This window comes from Mesorhizobium sp. P171375 (assembly GCF_057786075.1).
Genome location: NZ_JBYNWF010000001.1, coordinates 4,925,297 through 4,945,005 on the forward strand (window position 1 = coordinate 4,925,297; position 19,709 = coordinate 4,945,005).

The 19,709-nt window shown below is 63.5% G+C and carries 15 protein-coding genes; 7 read left to right on the forward strand and 8 right to left on the reverse strand.

Annotated features, from left to right (window positions below):
- Nucleotides 1-75: 75 nt before the first annotated feature.
- Both mfd and ACYHH6_RS24060 read right to left on the reverse strand, forming a co-directional pair.
- Complete coding sequence (mfd, locus tag ACYHH6_RS24055) at nt 76-3,573, reverse strand: transcription-repair coupling factor (RefSeq protein WP_352585854.1); 3,498 nt, start codon at nt 3,571-3,573, stop codon at nt 76-78.
- Nucleotides 3,574-3,644: 71 nt separating this feature from the next.
- A complete protein-coding gene (locus tag ACYHH6_RS24060) occupies nt 3,645-3,932 on the reverse strand; it encodes an FAD assembly factor SdhE (RefSeq protein WP_352585852.1) in 288 nt (95 codons plus the stop codon).
- 357 nt (nt 3,933-4,289) lie between these two features.
- Between ACYHH6_RS24060 and recG the strand changes: the two genes are divergently transcribed.
- A complete protein-coding gene (gene recG, locus ACYHH6_RS24065) occupies nt 4,290-6,398 on the forward strand; it encodes an ATP-dependent DNA helicase RecG (protein ID WP_352585850.1) in 2,109 nt (702 codons plus the stop codon).
- Here the strand turns inward: recG and ACYHH6_RS24070 are convergent.
- The 4 genes from ACYHH6_RS24070 to glmS form a co-directional block, all read right to left on the reverse strand.
- The gene (locus tag ACYHH6_RS24070; RefSeq protein WP_352585848.1) at nt 6,350-7,108 is read right to left on the reverse strand and encodes a DUF502 domain-containing protein; all 759 of its coding nucleotides are present in this window, start codon (nt 7,106-7,108) and stop codon (nt 6,350-6,352) included. The two genes, recG and ACYHH6_RS24070, sit on opposite strands and share 49 nt — an antisense overlap.
- Nucleotides 7,109-7,190: 82 nt before the next feature.
- Complete coding sequence (locus tag ACYHH6_RS24075) at nt 7,191-7,490, reverse strand: HigA family addiction module antitoxin (protein WP_142865495.1); 300 nt, start codon at nt 7,488-7,490, stop codon at nt 7,191-7,193.
- Nucleotides 7,491-7,523: 33 nt separating this feature from the next.
- Entirely contained in the window at nt 7,524-7,805 is a 282-nt protein-coding gene (locus tag ACYHH6_RS24080) for a type II toxin-antitoxin system RelE/ParE family toxin (protein ID WP_352585846.1), read from the reverse strand.
- An 89-nt stretch (nt 7,806-7,894) separates the two neighbouring features.
- The gene (glmS, locus tag ACYHH6_RS24085) at nt 7,895-9,718 is read right to left on the reverse strand and encodes a glutamine--fructose-6-phosphate transaminase (isomerizing) (protein WP_488500478.1); all 1,824 of its coding nucleotides are present in this window, start codon (nt 9,716-9,718) and stop codon (nt 7,895-7,897) included.
- Between the two features lie 200 nt (nt 9,719-9,918).
- On the opposite strand from glmS, the gene ACYHH6_RS24090 reads away from it, so the two are divergent.
- Together ACYHH6_RS24090 and ACYHH6_RS24095 are read left to right on the forward strand one after the other, a co-directional pair.
- Nucleotides 9,919-10,104 (forward strand): hypothetical protein, encoded by a 186-nt coding sequence (locus ACYHH6_RS24090; RefSeq protein WP_352588925.1) that lies wholly within the window; start codon nt 9,919-9,921, stop codon nt 10,102-10,104.
- A 420-nt stretch (nt 10,105-10,524) separates the two neighbouring features.
- Nucleotides 10,525-10,878: a hypothetical protein gene (locus ACYHH6_RS24095; RefSeq protein WP_352588922.1), complete on the forward strand. Its 354-nt coding sequence runs from the start codon at nt 10,525-10,527 to the stop codon at nt 10,876-10,878.
- Between the two features lie 147 nt (nt 10,879-11,025).
- Here the strand turns inward: ACYHH6_RS24095 and glmU are convergent, their stop codons facing one another.
- The gene (gene glmU, locus ACYHH6_RS24100; RefSeq protein WP_352588919.1) at nt 11,026-12,396 is read right to left on the reverse strand and encodes a bifunctional UDP-N-acetylglucosamine diphosphorylase/glucosamine-1-phosphate N-acetyltransferase GlmU; all 1,371 of its coding nucleotides are present in this window, start codon (nt 12,394-12,396) and stop codon (nt 11,026-11,028) included.
- 144 nt (nt 12,397-12,540) lie between these two features.
- Nucleotides 12,541-13,290 (reverse strand): cytochrome c biogenesis CcdA family protein, encoded by a 750-nt coding sequence (locus tag ACYHH6_RS24105; RefSeq protein WP_352588916.1) that lies wholly within the window; start codon nt 13,288-13,290, stop codon nt 12,541-12,543.
- A gap of 218 nt (nt 13,291-13,508) precedes the next feature.
- Between ACYHH6_RS24105 and ACYHH6_RS24110 the strand changes: the two genes are divergently transcribed.
- The 4 genes from ACYHH6_RS24110 to ACYHH6_RS24125 all read left to right on the forward strand — a co-directional run bounded on the left by ACYHH6_RS24110 (nt 13,509) and on the right by ACYHH6_RS24125 (nt 19,637).
- Complete coding sequence (locus tag ACYHH6_RS24110; protein ID WP_352588913.1) at nt 13,509-13,886, forward strand: COG4315 family predicted lipoprotein; 378 nt, start codon at nt 13,509-13,511, stop codon at nt 13,884-13,886.
- A gap of 332 nt (nt 13,887-14,218) precedes the next feature.
- Nucleotides 14,219-16,855, forward strand: a complete 2,637-nt coding sequence (gene topA, locus ACYHH6_RS24115) for a type I DNA topoisomerase (protein ID WP_352588910.1) — start codon at nt 14,219-14,221, stop codon at nt 16,853-16,855.
- Between the two features lie 4 nt (nt 16,856-16,859).
- On the forward strand, nt 16,860-19,166 hold the full coding sequence (gene rnr / locus ACYHH6_RS24120) for a ribonuclease R (RefSeq protein ID WP_352588907.1): 2,307 nt from the start codon (nt 16,860-16,862) through the stop codon (nt 19,164-19,166).
- A gap of 18 nt (nt 19,167-19,184) precedes the next feature.
- Nucleotides 19,185-19,637, forward strand: a complete 453-nt coding sequence (locus tag ACYHH6_RS24125) for a DUF983 domain-containing protein (protein ID WP_352588954.1) — start codon at nt 19,185-19,187, stop codon at nt 19,635-19,637.
- Nucleotides 19,638-19,709 lie beyond the last annotated feature (72 nt).

Sequence of the window (19,709 nt, forward strand, 5' to 3'; positions counted from 1 at the left end):
CCTTGGGCCCAAATACCTCAATGGCTCCAATCGTCGCAGACCTCCGGAGAGACCTTTGCTAGGCGAAGCCCCGCCCTAGGCGGCCTTCTCGACCAGCCGCGCCAGCTGCGTCATGACGACCGCCGAGCCCGCCAGACGCTTCTCCGCGGTCGGCCAGTCGCGGATGAAGACCACGCTGTGATCGGCCCTGATCTTGGCCAGCGAGCCCTGCTCGCCGATGTATTTGACCAGCGCGACCGGGTTGGAGAATTCGCGCTTGCGGAAATGGATGACGACGCCCTTTGGCCCGGCATCCAGCTTTTCGACATTGGCCTTGCGGCAGAGCGCCTTGATGAAGACGATCTTGAGCAGATGCTTCACCTCTTCCGGCAGCGGACCGAAGCGGTCGATCAGTTCGGCGCCGAACGCATCGATCTCCTCGGTATTTTCGAGATCGCCAAGGCGGCGATAGAGCGCCAGCCTGAGCTGCAGGTCCGGCACATAGCTTTCCGGGATCATGACTGCCGTGCCGACGGCGATCTGCGGCGACCAGCCGCCATCCTGGACCTCGCCGGAATCCTTCACCTCGGCGACAGCCTCTTCCAGCATCTGCTGGTAGAGCTCGAAGCCGACCTCCTTGATGTGGCCGGACTGTTCTTCGCCGAGAAGATTGCCGGCGCCGCGGATATCGAGGTCGTGGCTGGCCAATTGGAAGCCGGCGCCGAGCGTGTCCAGCGACTGCAGCACTTTCAGCCGCCGTTCCGCGGTGTCGGTCAGCTTGCGGTTGGCCGGCAGCGTGAACAGCGCATACGCCCGCACCTTGGAGCGGCCGACACGGCCGCGCAGCTGGTAAAGCTGCGACAGGCCGAACATGTCGGCGCGATGGATGATCAGCGTGTTGGCGGTCGGGATGTCGAGCCCGGATTCGACGATGGTGGTCGATAGCAGCACATCGTACTGGCCGTCATAGAAGGCGTTCATGATGTCGTCGAGTTCGCCCGGCGGCATCTGGCCATGGGCCACCGCCACTTTCAACTCGGGAACAGATTCCCGCAGGAAATCATGGATTTCAGCGAGATCGCTGATGCGCGGCACGACATAGAAGGAATGGCCGCCGCGATAGCGCTCGCGCAGCAGTGTTTCGCGGATCACCAACGGATCGAAGGGCGAGATGAAGGTGCGCACTGCCATGCGGTCGACCGGCGGCGTGGCGATCAGCGACAGCTCGCGCACGCCGGTCAAGGCGAGCTGCAAGGTGCGCGGGATCGGCGTCGCCGACAGCGTCAGCACATGGACATCGGTCTTGAGGTCCTTCAGCCGTTCCTTGTGCTTGACGCCAAAGTGCTGCTCCTCGTCGATGATCAAGAGGCCGAGATTCTTGAACGAGATCGCCGAGCCCAGCAGTGCGTGGGTGCCGATGACGATGTCGACCTGGCCCTCGGCGATGCCTTTCTTGGTTTCCGCCAGTTCCTTGGCGCCGACCAGCCGCGAGGCTTGGGCGACGCGGATCGGCAGGCCGGAGAAGCGCTGCGAAAACGTCTTGAAATGCTGGCGCGACAACAGCGTCGTCGGCACGACGACCGCGACCTGGAACCCTTCCATCGCCGCGATGAAGGCGGCGCGCAGCGCCACTTCGGTCTTGCCGAAGCCGACATCGCCGCAGATCAGCCGATCCATCGGCTTGCCGGCGCCGAGATCGTCCATGACGGAATCGATCGCGCCCTGCTGGTCGTCGGTCTCCTCATAGGGGAAGCGCGCCGAGAACTCGCCATAAAGCCCTTCCGCCGGCACCATGGTGGGGGCGGAGCGCATCTGCCGTTCGACGGCGATGCGGATCAGCTGCCCTGCCATGTCGAGCAGGCGCTTCTTCAGCCGTGCCTTGCGCGATTGCCAGGCGCCGCCACCGAGCTTGTCGAGCGAGGCTTCGGCCGAATCCGAACCATAGCGCGACAGAAGCTCGATGTTCTCCACCGGCAGGAACAGCCGGTCGTCGCCGGCATAGTGGATCTCCAGGCAGTCATGCGGCGCGCCGACCGCCTCGATGGTGCGCAGGCCGATGAAGCGGCCGATGCCGTGGTCGGTGTGGACGACGATATCGCCGGCCGACAGCGACGAAGCCTCGGCAATGAAGTCGGACGCGCGCTTCTTGCGCTTGGAACGGCGGATCAGCCGGTCGCCGAGAATGTCCTGCTCGGCGATGACGACCAGCTGTTCGGTCTCGAAGCCGGATTCCAATGGCAGCACCGCAAGTGCGGCCTGTCCGGGCTCGAGCTTTTCAACCTCGGCCAGCGTCGCCACCGACACGAGATTGCCGAGATGATGCTCGGCCAGGATCTGGCCCAGACGGTCAAGCGAACCTTCGGTCCAGCCGGCGACAATGACGCGGCGGCGCGCCGCGCGCTCGTCTGCAATGTGCTTCACGACAACGTCGAAGACATTGGCGTTGGGGTCGGCGCGCTCCTCGGCAAAGCTGCGGCCGTGGCGCGAACCGCCATGGAAGACCTTTTTGGCGCCGACGTCTGGCGCATCGAAGGCAGTGAAGTCGATGGCTTCGCGCGGTCCAAGCGACGCGACGAGGTTTTCCGGCGAGAGATAGAGCAAGTCCGGCGCCACCGGCTTGTAGGGCACGGCATCCTTCAAGGCGGCATCCGCTTGTTTGCGGCGCGCTTCGTAGTGATCCAGGATCAGCGTATGGCGCTCGGCCAGCGCCTCATGCGCCAGATGGTCGAAGATGACGGGCGCATTCGGCAGATAGTCGAACACGGTCTCCAGCCGCTCATAGAAGAGCGGCAGCCAATGCTCCATGCCGGCAAAGCGCCGCCCCTCGCTCACCGCCGCATAAAGCCCGTCGTCGCGCTGCGGCGCGCCAAAGGCTTCGATATAGGAGCGGCGGAAGCGGCTAATGGTTTCAGGCGTCAGCGCCACTTCGCTCATCGCCTGCAGCGCCATCGACTTGCGCTGGCCGGTGGTGCGCTGGGTGGCGGCGTCGAAGACGCGGATCGATTCCAGCGTGTCGCCGAAGAAGTCGAGCCGAAGAGCCTCGGTCCAGCCGGGCGCGTAGAGGTCGAGGATGCCGCCGCGCACCGCGAACTCGCCGACGCCGCGCACCGTCGGCACTCGCTCGAAGCCGGAAATCTCCAGCCGCGACACCAGCGCGTTCATGTCGATCTGGTTGCCGGGCCTGGCGTGAAAGGTCTGTGCCTCGACAAGGTCGGCCGGCGGAATGCGCTGCAGCAGCGCATTGGCCGTGGTCAGGATCACCGCGCGATGCGGCTTTTTCGCCAGCGCGATCATCGCCGTCAGCGCATCGAGCCGCTTGGCGGCGGCGTCCGAACCGGGCGAGACGCGGTCGTAAGGCAGACAGTCCCAGGCCGGCAGCTCCAGCACCGGCAGGCCGGGCGAAGCGAAAGTCAGTGCTTCCGTGATCGCCGGCAGGCGCTGGCCGTCGCGCGCCACGAACAGCACAGGCTTGTCGGGCGCGATCTCATGGATCGCCTGCACCAGCGCAAAGGCTTCGTAGCCGTCGGCGACGCCATCGACGATGAACTGGCCGGCGCGGCCTTTCGGCAGACCGATTTTGGGGATGAGGCTCATGATTGCACGGTCTTGGTTGTCGCAATTCCGGACGGAAAACCGCTTCGCACGTTTCCTGGAATTGCTTGTGTTTAGAATGTCATGGTCCGGCGCGATGCCAGGATCTTTTGCAGGACGGCACAGTCGATATCCCCGGGAACCGGGCGCTCGCCGGTGACCATGGACAGGAATTCGGTGTCGGGAATGTCGAGGAGCCTTTCATATTGGTCGATTTCGTCGCCGGTCAAGGCGCCGATCTCGGCATCGGCAAAGGTGCCGAGGATAAGGTCCATCTCGCGCATGCCGCGATGCCAGGAGCGGAACAGCAGCTTGCGGCGCCTGATATCCAGCCCCTCGCTCGATCGTTTCGTCCCGGTCATCGTGCCGCATCCTCGCTTGGTGCGGCGCATATAGCGTGGATAGAGGGCGGTGTCAGCCTTGCAACAGCCGGGTGGGCGTCTAAACATCCGCACGTGGCCAACGCTCCTGACAACACCTCCCTCTGTCCTGGCGGATATCGCCGGCGCACCACCCTCCCCGTTGTGGGGAGGGTCGGCGAGCACGCTTCGCAAGGCGAAGCGGGTGAGACGGGATGGGGGTACGGCGCTGACCTACCGACCTCCTCGAAAGTTAGACGCGCACCGACCCCCACCCCGCTCCGCTTCGCGGATCGACTTGCCGGGGCGAGCCACGCGTCTCGCCCGTCCTACGGACCCCCACAAGGGGGAGGGTAAGGCATGCGACCTTCCCTCCTCGACCCTATGTTCGTTCCGATCACTTCGCTTGCCGGCGTCGGGCCGAAGGTCGGCGCGCTGATCGAGAAGGTCGTGGCGGCCGATCTCGGCGACCGCGCCGCGCGCGCCGGCGATCTTCTCTTCGTGCTGCCAAACTCGGTCATCGACCGCCGCAACCGGCCGGGCATCGCGCTCGCGCCGGCAGGCGCCATCGTCACGCTCGACGTGCGCATCGACCGTCACCAGCCGCCGCCGCGCGGCAACCGCTCGGTGCCCTACCGCGTCTATGCCCATGACGACACCGGCGAGATCGGGCTGACCTTCTTCCACGCCCATGCCGCCTATCTCGAAAAGGCGATGCCGGTGGGCGAGCACGTCGTCGTCTCCGGCCGCATGGAGTGGTTCAACGGCCGCCCGACCATGGTCCATCCCGACCATATCGCCCTGGTCAGCGAAGCGGAAACCCTGCCCCTGGTCGAGCCGGTCTATCCGCTCACCGCCGGCCTTTCGGGCAAGGTGCTGCGCCGCGCCATCGGCCAGGCGCTGGGAAGGCTGCCGGAGTTGCCGGAATGGCAGGACGGTGCCTTCATGCGCAAGCAGACTTTTCCGGCCTTTGGCGACGCACTCGCCCGCATCCATCATCCCTCGGACCCGATCGATGTCGCCATCGAGGGGTCGGCATGGCGGCGCCTCGCCTATGACGAATTTCTCGCTGGCCAAGTGTCGCTGGCGCTGGTGCGGGCAAAAGTGCGCCGCCTGTCGGGCCGACCGCTGATCGGCGACGGCCGCATTGTCGAGAAACTGCGTGCAGCCTTGCCCTATTCATTGACCGGCAGCCAGGAATTCGCACTCGCCGAAATCAACGCCGATCTCGCCGATCCCGAACGCATGCTGCGCCTGCTGCAGGGCGATGTCGGCTCAGGCAAGACGGTGGTGGCGCTGCTTGCCATGGCGCGCGCCGTCGAGGCCGGCGGACAGGCAGCGCTGATGGCGCCGACCGAAATCCTGGCGCGCCAGCATCTGGCAACGATCACGCCGCTGGCCGAACAGGCCGGCCTGCGTGTCGCCATCCTGACCGGCCGGGAGAAGGGCCGCGAGCGCACCGAAACGCTGGCAGGTCTTGCCAGCGGCGACATCGACATCGTCGTCGGCACCCATGCGCTGTTTCAGGAAACGGTGACCTATCACGACCTCGTCTTTGCCGTCGTCGACGAGCAACACCGCTTCGGTGTCCACCAGCGGCTTGCCATCACCGCCAAGGGCGACGCGCCCGACATGCTGGTGATGACGGCGACTCCGATCCCGCGCACTCTGGTGCTGACCGCTTTCGGCGACATGGACGTCTCCAAGCTGACGGAAAAACCGGTCGGCCGCCAGCCGATCCGTACCGTCACCCTGCCGCTGGAGCGGCTGGACGAACTGGTCGGCCGCATGCTCGACGCCGTTGCCGATGGTCAGAAAATCTACTGGATCTGCCCGCTGGTCGAGGAATCCGAAGAGATCAAGCTGATGTCGGCCGAGGACCGTTTTGCCTCGCTGCAACCTTTGTTCGGCGACCGCATCGGCCTCGTCCATGGCCGCATGAAGGGCGCCGAAAAGGACGAGGCGATGCGCGCCTTCAAGGTCGGCGAGACCCGCATCCTGATCGCCACCACGGTGATCGAAGTCGGCGTCGACGTGCCGGATGCCACGATCATGGTCATCGAGCATGCCGAGCGTTTTGGTCTGGCGCAACTGCACCAGTTGCGCGGCCGCGTCGGGCGCGGCGACAAGCCCTCCTCTTGCGTATTGCTCTACAAGGACCCGCTCGGCGAGACGGCCAAACGCCGGCTGTCGGTGATGCGCGAGACCGAAGACGGTTTCCTGATCGCCGAGGAGGATCTGAAACTGCGCGGCGAAGGCGAGTTGTTGGGCACCCGCCAATCCGGCACGCCGGGCTTCCAGGTGGCGCGCATCGAGGCGCATGCGGACCTGCTCGAAGCCGCCCGCGACGATGCAAGGCTGGTCCTGTCGCGCGACCCGGAACTGCAATCCGAGCGTGGCGACGCGCTGCGCCTGTTGCTCTATTTGTTCGGCCGCGACGAGGCTGTTCGGCTTTTGCGCGCCGGCTGAGCCAGGGCGCCAAGCGGCGGATTGGCGAGATCTCCTTCGATCGGCTCACCGTTCACCGTCATCATTTTCGGCTTGACCTCGGGCGCCACCAGCCCGGCCGAAACGATCAGCCTGGCGCCGTCCTCGATCGTCATGTCGAGCAGCACAATGTCGGATTTCAGCACATACATCAGGAAGCCGGTGGTCGGGTTCGGTGTGCACGGCATGAACACGGCGATCATCGGGTCGCCCTCCTGGTCGAGCTTCCGGTTGATCTCGGTCTCCTTCTCGCTGGCGACGAAGACAAGCGACCAGACGCCCTTGCGCGGATATTCGACCAGCCCGACCTGGCGGAACATGTCGCCCTTGTTCGACAGCACCGTCTGGAAAATCTGCTTCAGCGAACCATAGATGCCGCGCACCAGCGGCATGCGGCCCAGCAGTCGCTCACCGAAATTGACGATGGCTCGGCCGACAATGTTGGCGGTCATGAAGCCGATCAGCGTGATCAGGATCAGCGCCACGATCAGGCCGAAACCCGGAACCGGAAACGGCAGATAGGTGTCGGGGCTGTAGCGTGCCGGAATGTACGGCTTTACCCACGAATCGACCCAGCCGATGAACGACCAGGCGATATAGGCGGTGATCGCCAGCGGCGCGCAGACGATGAAGCCTGTGAGAAAATAGTTCCTCAACCGGGTCATGCCTGAAGTTCTGGGAGCATCGGACATGGTTCACCGGGGGGCGCGGGTTGCAGCGCAACATTAGTGAACCCGAAGTCGCTTTGAAACTACGAAGTTTTTAAAGAACCGATTAAGCCGCCGCTTCGAGCGGTTCGATCTTCTCAAGTTCCGGCGCCAGTTTCTCGGCCTCGGTTTCCAGTTCATAGGCCTGTTGAAAATTCATCCAGAACTGAGGCGTCGTGTTGAAAAAACGGGCGAGGCGCAAGGCTGTGTCGGGGGTCAGACCGATCTCCTCCTTGGCAATGCGCTCGATACGGGTGCGCGGGAGGTTGAGCTTCTTCGCGAGCGCACCGGCACTCATGCCGAGTGGAACAAGATACTCTTCCCGCAGGAATTCTCCGGGGTGAATGGGGCGTGCGAACTTGGGCATCAATATCCTCAAAGGGTTAGGGCGAGTGCCCGCTCAATGGTAGTCAACGATCTCCACGTCTTCGGCACCTGCAGTGGTCCACCTGAAACAGATGCGCCATTGGTCGTTGATGCGTATCGAATGCTGTCCGGCACGACCTCCTTTCAGAGGTTCGAGGTGGTTTCCGGGCGGCGATCGAAGGTCGTTCAGCTGGACGGCATTGTCGATTGCTCGAAGACGACGCTCAGCGCGAGCGACCAAATCTGACGGAAAGCCTTTCGGTGCCTTACCCGCTGCAACCGCTTCGACCGCCCTGCCTTTGAACGAAACGATCAAAGTTGCACCCCTCACCTTGTATCATACTCTGATACAAGGTGACTTGCAACATGAAGTATCAATGACTGATACGAGTTCGTGCCAGGAACCTACTCCACCGTCACCGATTTCGCCAGATTGCGCGGCTGGTCGACGTCGGTGCCCATGAAGACGGCGGCGTAGTACGCCAGCATCTGGATCGGCAGCGCGTAGATGATCGGCGAGATGATTTCCGGCACGTCGGGCAGGATGATGGTCTCCATCGTCTTGACGCTGACCTGCGCCGCGCCCTTGGCATCGGTGATCAGGATGATCTTGCCGCCGCGCGCCGCCACTTCCTGCATGTTCGACACGGTCTTTTCGAAGATGCGGTCATGCGGGGCGATGACGATCACCGGCATGTTCTCGTCGATCAGCGCGATCGGGCCGTGCTTCAGCTCGCCGGCGGCGTAGCCCTCAGCATGGATGTAGGAGATTTCCTTGAGTTTTAGCGCGCCTTCCATGGCCAGCGGGAAATTGGTGTCGCGGCCGAGATAGAGCACGTCCTTGTAGCGCGAGATTTCGCGCGCGATGCGCTCGATCTGCTCCTCGAGCTTCAGCACCTGGTTGGCGTAGCGCGGCGCTTCCGAAAGCGCGCGCACCAGCGTCTTCTCCTCGTCCTTGGAGATCGTGCCGCGCGCCACGCCGGCGCGCACCGCCAACGACGCCAGCACCGACAGCTGGCAGGTGAAAGCCTTGGTCGAGGCGACGCCGATCTCCGGCCCGGCAAGCGTCGGCAGCACGACATCGGATTCGCGCGCCATGGTCGATTCGCGCACATTGACGATGGCGCCGATCTTCATGCCGGCCTTGCGGCAGTAGCGCAGCGAGGCAAGCGTGTCGGCGGTCTCGCCCGATTGCGAGATGAAGAAGGCGGCGTCATCAGCCGACAGCGGCATTTCGCGGTAGCGGAATTCGGAGGCAACATCGATGTCGACCGGCAGCCGCGCATAGCGCTCGAACCAGTATTTTGAGATCAGGCCGGCGAGATAGGCGGTACCGCAGGCCGAGATCGCCAACCGGCCGATCTTGGCGAAGTCGAACGGCAGCTCCAGCGGTCTCGACACGCCGGAGACGAAATCGACATAATGCGCCAGCGTGTGCGAGATCACTTCCGGCTGTTCATGGATTTCCTTTTCCATGAAATGGCGGCGGTTGCCCTTGTCGACCATGAAGGAGGTCGACAGCGATTGCTGGCGCTTGCGGTCGACCTTTTTGCCATCGATGTCGAAGATGGTGACGCCCTCGCGGCGCACCACCGCCCAGTCGCCGTCTTCGAGATAGGTGATCGAATTGGTGAACGGCGCCAGCGCGATGGCATCCGAGCCCAAAAACATCTCGCCGTCGCCATGGCCGACAGCCAGAGGCGGGCCGTTGCGGGCGCCAACGATCAGGTCCTCATCGCCCGTGAACATGATGGCCAGCGCAAAGGCGCCTTCCAGCCGCTTCAGCGCCTGGTGCGCGGCCTCGACCGGCTTCAGCCCTTTGGCCAGTTCCCGCGCCACCAGATGCGCCACGACCTCGGTGTCGGTCTGCGAGGAGAACGAATAGCCATCGCGGATTAATTCGTCGCGCAACTCGGCGAAATTCTCGATGATGCCGTTGTGGACGATGGCGACGCCGTCGGAAAAATGCGGATGCGCGTTGGTCTCGTTGGGCACGCCGTGCGTCGCCCAGCGTGTGTGGCCGATGCCGATCGTGCCGTCGAGCGGCTCGTCCTTCAGCCGGCGTTCGAGGTTGATCAGCTTGCCTTCGGCGCGGCGGCGCCCGAGCGCGCCTTTCTCGACGGTGGCGACACCGGCCGAGTCATAGCCGCGATATTCGAGCCGCTTCAGCGCGTCGACGATGAGCGGCGCCACCTGCTGTTGGCCGACAATTCCGACGATGCCGCACATGGCCGTTACCCCGATTCCCTGCAGAAACCCAGCGCTATCTAGGGATTGCCGGCCTGCCGTGAAAGTCAATTTGCGTTTCGTTCCGTGTCAGCGGAACGGGTCTTGCTCGCAATGCACCATGACAGACCGCTATTGCAATCCGGTTACTGCAATCGTTCGGCTTTTCAAGCGCTTGGTTCTGGGCCAGCGGCTCCGGTTTTGTGACCCGGTTCGACGTGCTGAAGGATTTTCTCGACCGGTACCGGGTCGAACACGCCGGCAGCAAGGCGCATCTGGAATACTGGATCCCTGCCGAAGACCTGCCTGAGTTCTACAAATCGATCGTCGGCAGGATCGAAGTGACCCCGCTTTCGGCGAGGATACGGAGCCTGCCGGCTGACCGGTAGGGTCAGAACCAATCACTCTGAGCCACGGAATTCGACCATCGCAGACCCAGCCGAGCACCCATCCATGTGACGCTGTGACCCGGGTTCCAATTGTGATATTAGTTTCTGCTTAAGGAACAGGCCCAGTCGACCACGATTGCGGTCGATTGCTCTCGGCCAACCCGCCTCGGAGGAGCCTCTGATTGCGATGGCGCGCTTTGCCCACCTTGCCCTCCTCGCCTTCGCCCTGGGATTGTTGCCTGGAATTGCACTGGCTGGGGAGCCTTTCGTCCCGAGCTGGATCAAAAACGATCCCGCGGCCAAGGCGGTGGCCATAGGATTGTTGCCGATTGGAACCAAATCGAGCGGTACCGCAGGGACAACATCCGGACCGACATTATCGACTTCAATGGCTACTGGGGCGGCAATCTCTCGATCATCGTGCCAGAGCAATGGTCGGTACAGATCGAATTCATTAACGGCTCCTCGAATTTCTGGCACGGCCTGATGGTGACCAGGGTCTATGCTCAGTCAGAGATGCCAGTGAAGTTGAAGGCTTCGGACGCGATCTGGGGAGCGTACACCACTCCGCTGGATGGGATCAAAATTAATGAGCGGAGACAACTCAACTTTGTTGCGCAGCAGGCCGGGAGCTATTTCCTCGCCTGCCCGAGACAAACGCACCTGATGGATGGCCACTGGATCGGTTTCGAGGTGAGAGGCAACCTTGAGCGGGCCGTGGCAATCGTCCATGAAGACAAGTTTCCGCAAGAGCAGCCCCCAGGACGCCCATAGGCCTGCGCGAGCAAGCGCGCGTCATAGCGCCGTCCTTGATCCGCAATGGTCGCCCTGTTGGCAGATGAGGCTACTTAGGCCGTCCCCGCGCGCGACCATTTTCCACCATCTCGCCCGTTGGCGGCAACCGGCTGATTGGTTTTGACCCTAGTGGTCGGCAGCGGCTTTCTTTTTCGCCGCAGCCGAAGCAAAGCGCTCGCGCAATTCCTTGCCCTTGCCGGGGATCGTCTTCTGGCGGGCGCGGCCAAAAGCCAGCGCATCGTCGGGCACGCTTTGGGTGATCACGCTGCCCGAGGCGATGTAGCCGCCTTTGCCGATGGTCACCGGCGCCACCAGCGACGAGTTTGAGCCGATGAAGGCGCCCTCGCCAATGTCGGTGAAGAATTTCGAGTAGCCATCATAGTTGCAGGTGATGGTGCCGGCGCCGATATTGGCGCCCGCACCCACTCGTGCGTCGCCGATATAAGTCAGATGGTTGACCTTGGCGCCTTCCTCGATAACTGCCTGCTTGACCTCGCAGAAATTGCCGACCTTGGCCTTGTTGCGGAGATCGGCGCCCGGCCGCAACCGCGCGAACGGCCCGACGTCACAGTTGGAGGCAATGGTTGCGCCCTCGATGTGACTGAAGGCGTGGATTTTCGCGCCGCCAGCGATCTTCACGCCCGGGCCGAACCAGACATTGGGTTCGACGATGGTGTCGGCGCCGATTTCCGTGTCATACGAGAAATACACGCTTTCGGGCGCAATCAGCGTAACGCCGGACAGCATAACCTCGTGCCGCCGACGCTGTTGCCAGATGCCTTCTGCCTGCGCCAGCTCGGCCCGATTGTTGATGCCGAGCGCGCTCTCGAAGCTGGCTTCGGTGGCAACGACATCGAGGCCTTTCGCGCCGGCGATCTCGACGATGTCGGTCAGATAATACTCGTCCTTGGCGTTCTTGTTTCCGACCCGGTCGAGCAGATCGAGCGCATGCTTGCCGGCCACCGCCATCATGCCGGCATTGCAAAAGCCGATCTTTTTCTCCTCGGCGCTGCAATCCTTCTCCTCGCGGATGGCGTTGAGCTTGCCGCCTGTTTCGATCAGCCGGCCATAGCCGGTCGGGTTGGGCGGACGGAACCCGATCACCACCACAGCGGCTCCTTCGGCCAGCTTTTGCCGCGCGTTCGCGAGCGCCTCGGCCTCGATCAGCGGCGTGTCGCCGAACATCACGAGAATATCGTCATAACCCTTTGATATCGCATCGCGCGCGGCCAGCACGGCATGCGCGGTGCCCAAGCGCTTCTCCTGCACGAAGGTCTCGGCCTTGGGCGCGAATTTCGCCGTCGCCTTGCGCATCTCATCGGCGCCATGGCCGATCACCAGCGCCTGGCTGCCGGCGCCGGCGGCTTCCGCTGCCTTCACCACATGCGCGACCATCGGAAGCCCGGCGATCTGGTGCAACACCTTAGGCAGCGCGCTCTTCATGCGCGTGCCTTCGCCGGCGGCGAGGATGACGGACAGGCAGGATCTCTGGCTCATGGAAGGACAACCGTATGAAAGGGATCAGGAATCGCAGAGTGGTAGCATCTGGCGCCATGCTGCACCAATGCGGTTAAATTCCGGTGAGACCATAGAGCAGCTGACTCTTAATCAGCGGGTTTGCGGTGCAGTTTGGCAGGCGACCTATCCCAGCTGTCCCAGCACCGGAAAATTCTCGAGCAGCCAGTAGGACACGGTCTGCACCCCACCGGTGAGGAAGAACACGCCGGCGACGACCAGCAGGGCGCCGATGGCTTTTTCGACGCGGCCGAGATGGACACGAAATTTGCCGAGAAAGCGCATGAAAGCGCCGGAAAACAGGGCGGCGATCAGGAACGGGATGCCAAGGCCGAGCGAATAGGCGGCGAGCAGCAGCGCGCCTTCGCCCACCGTCTCGCGGCCGCCGGCCAGCGTCAGGATCGGCCCCAGCACCGGGCCGATGCAGGGTGTCCAGCCGAAGGCGAAGGCCAAACCCATGACGTAGGCCGCGACAGCGTTCGCCGGCTTGCCCTGCGACTGGAAGCGCGCCTCGCGCGACAGGAGCGGAATGCGCAATATGCCGAGGAAATTCAGCCCCATCAGGATGATGAGCACGCCGGCGGCCATCGCCAGCGGTTCCTGCCAGACGCGCAGCCAATGGCCGATGGTCGAGGCGCCGGCGCCGAGTGCCACGAACACCGTGGAGAAGCCGAGAACGAAGGCGATCGAGGAATAAATGAGCGCGCCGCGTGCGCCGGCCTTGGCCGTAACACCGGCATTGTCCCCGCGAAAGTCGTCGACCGACACGCCGGCCATGTAGCAGAGGTAGGGCGGCACCAGCGGCAGCACGCAAGGCGACAGGAACGAGATTGCCCCCGCTCCGACCGCGCTGACATAGCCGATATCCAATGCCATCCCGAAACTCCAAATTCGCTGGCGCCGATATAGCGATGCAAAACTATGTTCGCCAATCACCATCGTGTGGCATTTGGCTACAGGTACGGCTCGGCCGGAGGAATTGTTACCGGCCCATCGTCAGATGACCAAGCCAGGGAAGAAACGCCCCTCGCCAAGCGTTCACAGAGCGAAGCCGCGATTTCTGCGCGCTTCTTCGGATACCCAGGGAGATTTCTATGAAAACGATAACTGTTGGCCTGGCCGCGCTTTTGCTCAGCACCGCTGCATCCTTCGCCGCCGAAGCCTGGAAGGAAGCCGAAGTCAACGGCACCAAGATCTACACCGATGCCAACGGCATGACGCTCTATACCTACGACAAGGACGAGAAGGGCAAGAGCAATTGCTACGATAAATGCGCCACCAACTGGCCGCCGCTGAAGGCCGACGACGGCGCCAAGGCGGACGACGAATGGACCATCGTCGACCGCACCGACGGCACCAAGATGTGGGCCTATGACGGCAAGCCGGTCTACACCTTCATCAAGGACAAGAAGGCTGGTGACGTCACCGGCGACGGCGTCGGCGAAGTCTGGCACATCGTCAAGGCCGACTGATCTTCGAACCTCTATCCCCGCCGATCGGCGGGACCCAACTGGCTGCCGGCTCCAAGCGACCCGGTGGCCAGTTTCGTTTTTCGGCAGCTCGAAGGACGGACCGGCCGCAGCTTCTGAGTCGTTTGTTCAAGACTTGACGCCCAAACCGGACGTCCCCGAATTCTGTGATTTTCTCCATACACTCTTAGAGTGTATTGCGTCAGACGTGCCGGCAATTTGGCCGCCTCCCCTTGACCGGATGCAAAAGGGCGGCCATGTGAGCGACAAATAGAACGAGATTTCGTCGCGCGCAGCGGAATCCTTCTGCCGCACCACAGCTGATATGAGAACTCATGGACGTCGTCGTCGTCGAATCGCCGGCCAAGGCAAAGACAATCAACAAATACCTCGGCAAGAACTATAAGGTTCTGGCCTCGTTCGGCCATGTCCGCGATCTGCCGGCCAAGGATGGCTCGGTGCGCCCGGACGAGGATTTCGCCATGTCCTGGGCGGTCGATACCGCGTCGGGCAAGCGCCTCGCCGACATCGCCAAGGCGGTCAAGGATGCCGATGGCCTGATCCTCGCCACCGATCCGGATCGCGAGGGCGAAGCCATTTCCTGGCATGTGCTGGAAGTGCTGAAGCAGAAGCGCGCACTGAAGGACAAGCCGGTCAGCCGCGTCGTCTTCAATGCCATCACCAAATCGTCGGTGCTGGAAGCGATGGCCAATCCGCGCCAGATCGATGGACCGCTGGTCGATGCCTATCTCGCCCGCCGGGCGCTCGACTATCTCGTCGGCTTCACGCTGTCGCCGGTGCTGTGGCGCAAGCTGCCGGGCGCTCGCTCGGCCGGCCGTGTCCAGTCGGTGGCGCTGCGTCTGGTCTGCGACCGCGAATCCGAAATCGAGCGCTTCATCCGCGAGGAATACTGGCAGATCGCCGCTCTGCTGGGCACACCGCGCAACGAGAATTTCGAGGCGCGGCTGACCGCTTTCGAGCGCAAGAAGCTGCAGAAGCTCGATATCGCCAACAAGGCGCAGGCCGACGACATCAAGGGCATGCTCGAGGGCGCAACCTTCAAGGCGCTGTCGGTGGAAGCCAAGCCGACCCGGCGCAATCCCGGCCCGCCCTTCACCACCTCGACGCTGCAGCAGGCGGCCTCGTCGGGCCTCGGCTTTTCGGCCACACGCACCATGCAGGTGGCACAGCGGCTTTATGAAGGCATGGAGATCGGCGGCGAGACCACCGGCCTGATCACCTATATGCGAACCGACGGCGTGCAGATGGCGCCCGAGGCGATCGATGCCGCACGTGACGCCATCGCCAAGGAATTCGGCCCCAAATATCTGCCGGAAAAGCCGCGTCAGTACACGACCAAGGCCAAGAACGCCCAGGAAGCGCACGAGGCGATCCGCCCGACCGATTTCATGCGCACCCCGGCTTCGGTCAGGCAGTATCTCGATTCCGATCAGCTGCGGCTTTACGAGCTGATCTGGAAGCGCGCCATCGCCAGCCAGATGCAGTCGGCCGAGATCGAGCGCACCACGGTCGAAATCGAGGCGGTCAACGGCGCGCGCACGGCGGAGCTTCGCGCCGTCGGTTCGGTCGTCCGCTTCGACGGCTTCATTGCCGCCTACACCGACCAGAAGGACGATGACGCGGAGGACGAGGAAAACCGCCGCCTGCCCGAGATTCGCGCCGGCGAGCAGCTTGCGCGCCAGGCCATCAACGCCACCCAGCACACCACCGAGCCGCCGCCGCGTTACTCCGAGGCGTCGCTGATCAAGAAGCTGGAAGAGCTCGGCATCGGCCGTCCCTCGACCTACACCGCGATCCTGAAGACGCTGGAAGACCGCGACTACGTCACCATCGACAAGCGCCGGCTGGTGCCGCAGGCCAAAGGCCGCCTGCTGTCGGCGTTCCTTGAAAGCTTCTTCGAACGCTATGTCGAATATGACTTCACGGCCTCGCTGGAGGAAAAGCTCGACGAGATTTCCGACGGCAAGCTCGCCTGGAAGGACGTGCTGCGCGACTTCTGGAAGGATTTTTCCGGCGCGGTCGCCGACATCAAGGAACTGCGCGTCACCGACGTGCTCGACGCGCTGAACGAGGAACTGGCGCCGCTGGTATTCCCCGCCCGCGAAGACGGTTCCAATCCGCGCATCTGCCCGAAATGCGGCACCGGCAACCTGTCTCTGAAGCTCGGCAAGTTCGGCGCCTTCGTCGGCTGCTCGAACTATCCGGAATGCTCGTTCACCCGCCAGCTCGGCGACGCCGCCAACCCGAATGGCGAGAATGGCGGCGGCGAGGACGGCACCAAGGTACTGGGCAAGGACCCCTACACATCAGAGGAAATCACGCTGCGCTCAGGCCGCTTCGGCCCCTACATCCAGCGCGGCGACGGCAAGGAAGCCAAGCGCTCCAGCCTGCCCAAGGGTTGGACGCCGGATACAATCGACCATGAGAAGGCGCTCGCTTTGCTCTCTTTGCCGCGCGATGTCGGCAAGCATCCGGAGTCCGGCAAGATGATCTCGGCCGGGCTTGGCCGCTACGGTCCGTTCGTGCTGCATGACGGCACCTATGCCAATGTAGACAGCATCGAGGACGTCTTCTCGATCGGCCTCAACCGCGCCGTGTCGGTCATCGCCGAGAAGCAGTTGAAGGGCAAAGGCGGCCGCAATGGCGCCACTGCCGCGGCACTCAAGGAACTGGGCGACCATCCCGACGGCGGCGGCAAGATCGTCGTGCGCGACGGCAAATACGGGCCTTATGTCAATTACGGCAAGGTCAATGCGACGTTGCCCAAGGGCAAGGATCCGCAGTCGGTGACCGTCGAGGATGCACTGGCGCTGATCGCCGAGAAGGAAGCCAAGGGCGGTGGCGGCAAGAAGCCGTTCCGCAAGGCGGCAGCCGCCAAGGCGCCTGCAGCCAAGAAAACCACTGCCAAGAAGTCGGCGACCAAGAAGCCGGCGGCGAAGAAAAAGGGATAGCAGCGTGGCGCGCAGGATCACCGGTAGAAGCCACGGCGATCCGCGCACCGCCGACACCAGGGCCAAGGTCAAGGATGACTACCGGCCCTCGCGTGACGAAATCCTGCGCTACATCGCCGAAAATCCCGACCGCGCGGGAAAGCGCGAAATCGCCAAGGCGTTCGCGCTGCGCGGTGACGACCGCATCTGGTTGAAGGACATTCTGCGCGACCTGCAGGACGAAGGCGTGCTGACCAAGGAGCGCAAGCGGCTGGCCCGTGTCGGCGCCCTGCCGCATGTCGCCATACTCGACATTTTTGGCCGCGACGGCGACGGCATCTTGCTGGCGCATCCGGCCGAGGCCGTGGGCCCGGGCGAACCGCCCGTCGTCTCGATCCGCGTCTCGCGCGGCGGCAACGGCCCGGCGCCCGGAATTGGCGACCGCGTGCTGGCCAAAACCTTCCCGACCGATGAACCGACCGGCCCCGCCTATACCGGGCGGGTGATGAAGATTTTCGAGAAGCGGACCGATGCTGTGCTCGGCGTCTTCCGCATCCTTAAGGACGGCACTTTCCGCATCGAGCCGGTGGAACGGCGCCAACCTGAGCTGATCGTCGACAAGGAATTCCAGAACGGCGCCAGGAACGGCGACCTGGTCGAGGTCGAGCCGGCGCGCGCGTCACGCTACGGCCTGCCGCGCGCAAAAGTGCTGGCGGTGCTGGGTTCGCTGACCAGTGAAAAGGCGGTCTCGATGATCGCCATCCATGCGCATGACATTCCGCATATTTTCCCGGCCGACGTCATCGCCGAATCCGAAGCGGTCAAGCCGGCGACGTTTGCTCACCGCGAGGACTGGCGCGACCTGCCGCTGGTCACCATCGACCCAGCCGACGCCAAGGACCATGACGATGCGGTGTTCGCCACGCCGGACCTCGACGAGAAGAACCCGGGCGGCGTGATTGCCACCGTGGCGATCGCCGATGTGGCGGCCTATGTCCGCTATGGCACCGCACTCGACCGCGAGGCGCTGAAGCGCGGAAATTCGGTCTATTTCCCCGATCGTGTCGTGCCGATGCTGCCCGAGCGCATCTCCAACGACCTCTGTTCGCTGCGCGAAGGCCAGGGCCGGCCGGCGCTCGCCGTGCGGATGATTTTTGCGGCCGACGGCCGCAAGCTCCGCCACACCTTCCACCGCGTCATGATGAAGTCGGCGGCCAAGCTCGCCTACCCGCAGGCTCAGGCCGCGATAGACGGCGTGCCGGACGACAAGACCGGGCCGATCCTCGACACGGTGCTGAAGCCGCTGTGGGACGCCTACGCCATCCTCAAGCGCGGCCGCGATGGCCGCCAGCCGCTGGAACTCGATTTGCCCGAGCGCAAGATCATGCTCAAGCCGGACGGCACGGTCGACCGCGTCATCGTCCCGGAACGGCTGGACGCGCACAAGCTCATCGAAGAATTCATGATCCAGGCCAATGTCGCCGCGGCTGAAACGCTGGAGGCGAAGAAGCAGGCGCTGGCCTACCGCGTGCATGACGCGCCGTCACTGGCCAAGCAGGAATCGCTGCGCGAGTTCCTGCAGACGCTCGGCCTGTCGCTGGCGCGCGGCGCACAGATGCGGCCCGCCCAGTTCAACGGCATCCTCGAGCGCGTGCGTGGCGCCGACAATGAAGGGCTGGTCAACGAAGTGGTGCTGCGCTCGCAGAGCCAGGCCGAATACTCGCCCAAGAACATCGGCCATTTCGGCCTCAACCTGAAGCGCTACGCGCATTTCACCTCGCCGATCCGCCGCTATGCCGATCTGATCGTGCATCGTGGACTGATTGCCGCACTCGGGCTTGGCCCGGGCGGTTTGACGCAGGATGAGGAGGCGCGGCTGGAAGACGTGGCGGTGTTGATCTCCGGTACCGAGCGTCGCGCCATGGCGGCAGAGCGCGACACGGTCGACCGGCTGATCGCCGCCTATCTCGCCGAGCGCATCGATGACTGCTTCGACGCGCGCATCTCCGGCGTCACCAAGGCAGGACTATTTGTCCAATTGCCGCAGTTTGGCGCGGATGGTTTCATCCCGGTGTCAAGTCTGAACGGCGATTACTATATATACGACGAAACCGCGCGATCGCTGTTCGGAGAACGCACCGGCAAGGGTTATCAGCTTGCCGACCGCGTCGAGGTTCGCCTGATCGAGGTGGCGCCGATGGCTGGCGCGATGCGGTTCGAAATGCTGACCGACCCGAAGCCCCTGCCCGGCTCCAAGAGGTCGTTTCACAAGGCAAAAGGCCGCGCCCGTGCGTCGCAATCGCGCCCGGGGTCGCGCGGCAGGAGGCGGTAAATGCCGAAAGAATTAGGGATGGCAAGCGAACTGGGGATCCAGGAACAGGTTTTCGGCGGCGAACATCATTCGGGCCGGGTCGCCCGCCCGCTATGGACGGCGATGAAGCGCGGCGCGCTTGGCCGCTGCCCGCATTGCGGCGAAGGCAAACTGTTTGCCGGCTTCACCAAGAGCGTCGACAAATGTGCTGTCTGCGGCGAGGAGCTTTATCACCACCGCGCCGACGACCTGCCCGCCTATCTCGTCATCGTCATTGTCGGCCACATCGTTCTCGGCGCCTTTATGGCTGTCGAGGCGACCTCGGCGCTCTCCACGTGGCAGCACATCGCCATCTGGGTACCGCTGACCATCGCGCTGTCGGTCGCTCTGCTGCAACCGGTCAAGGGCGCCGTTATCGGACTGCAATGGGCGCTCTATATGCACGGCTTCGGCGGCGAAAAGGACGCGACAGAGCCACGTCCCGGAACCTGACCCGCATCGGGCAATGTCGCCTGGCGCAACATGCCGACCGTGAAAGGCCACTTTCGTTTGCCAGAAGTTTCC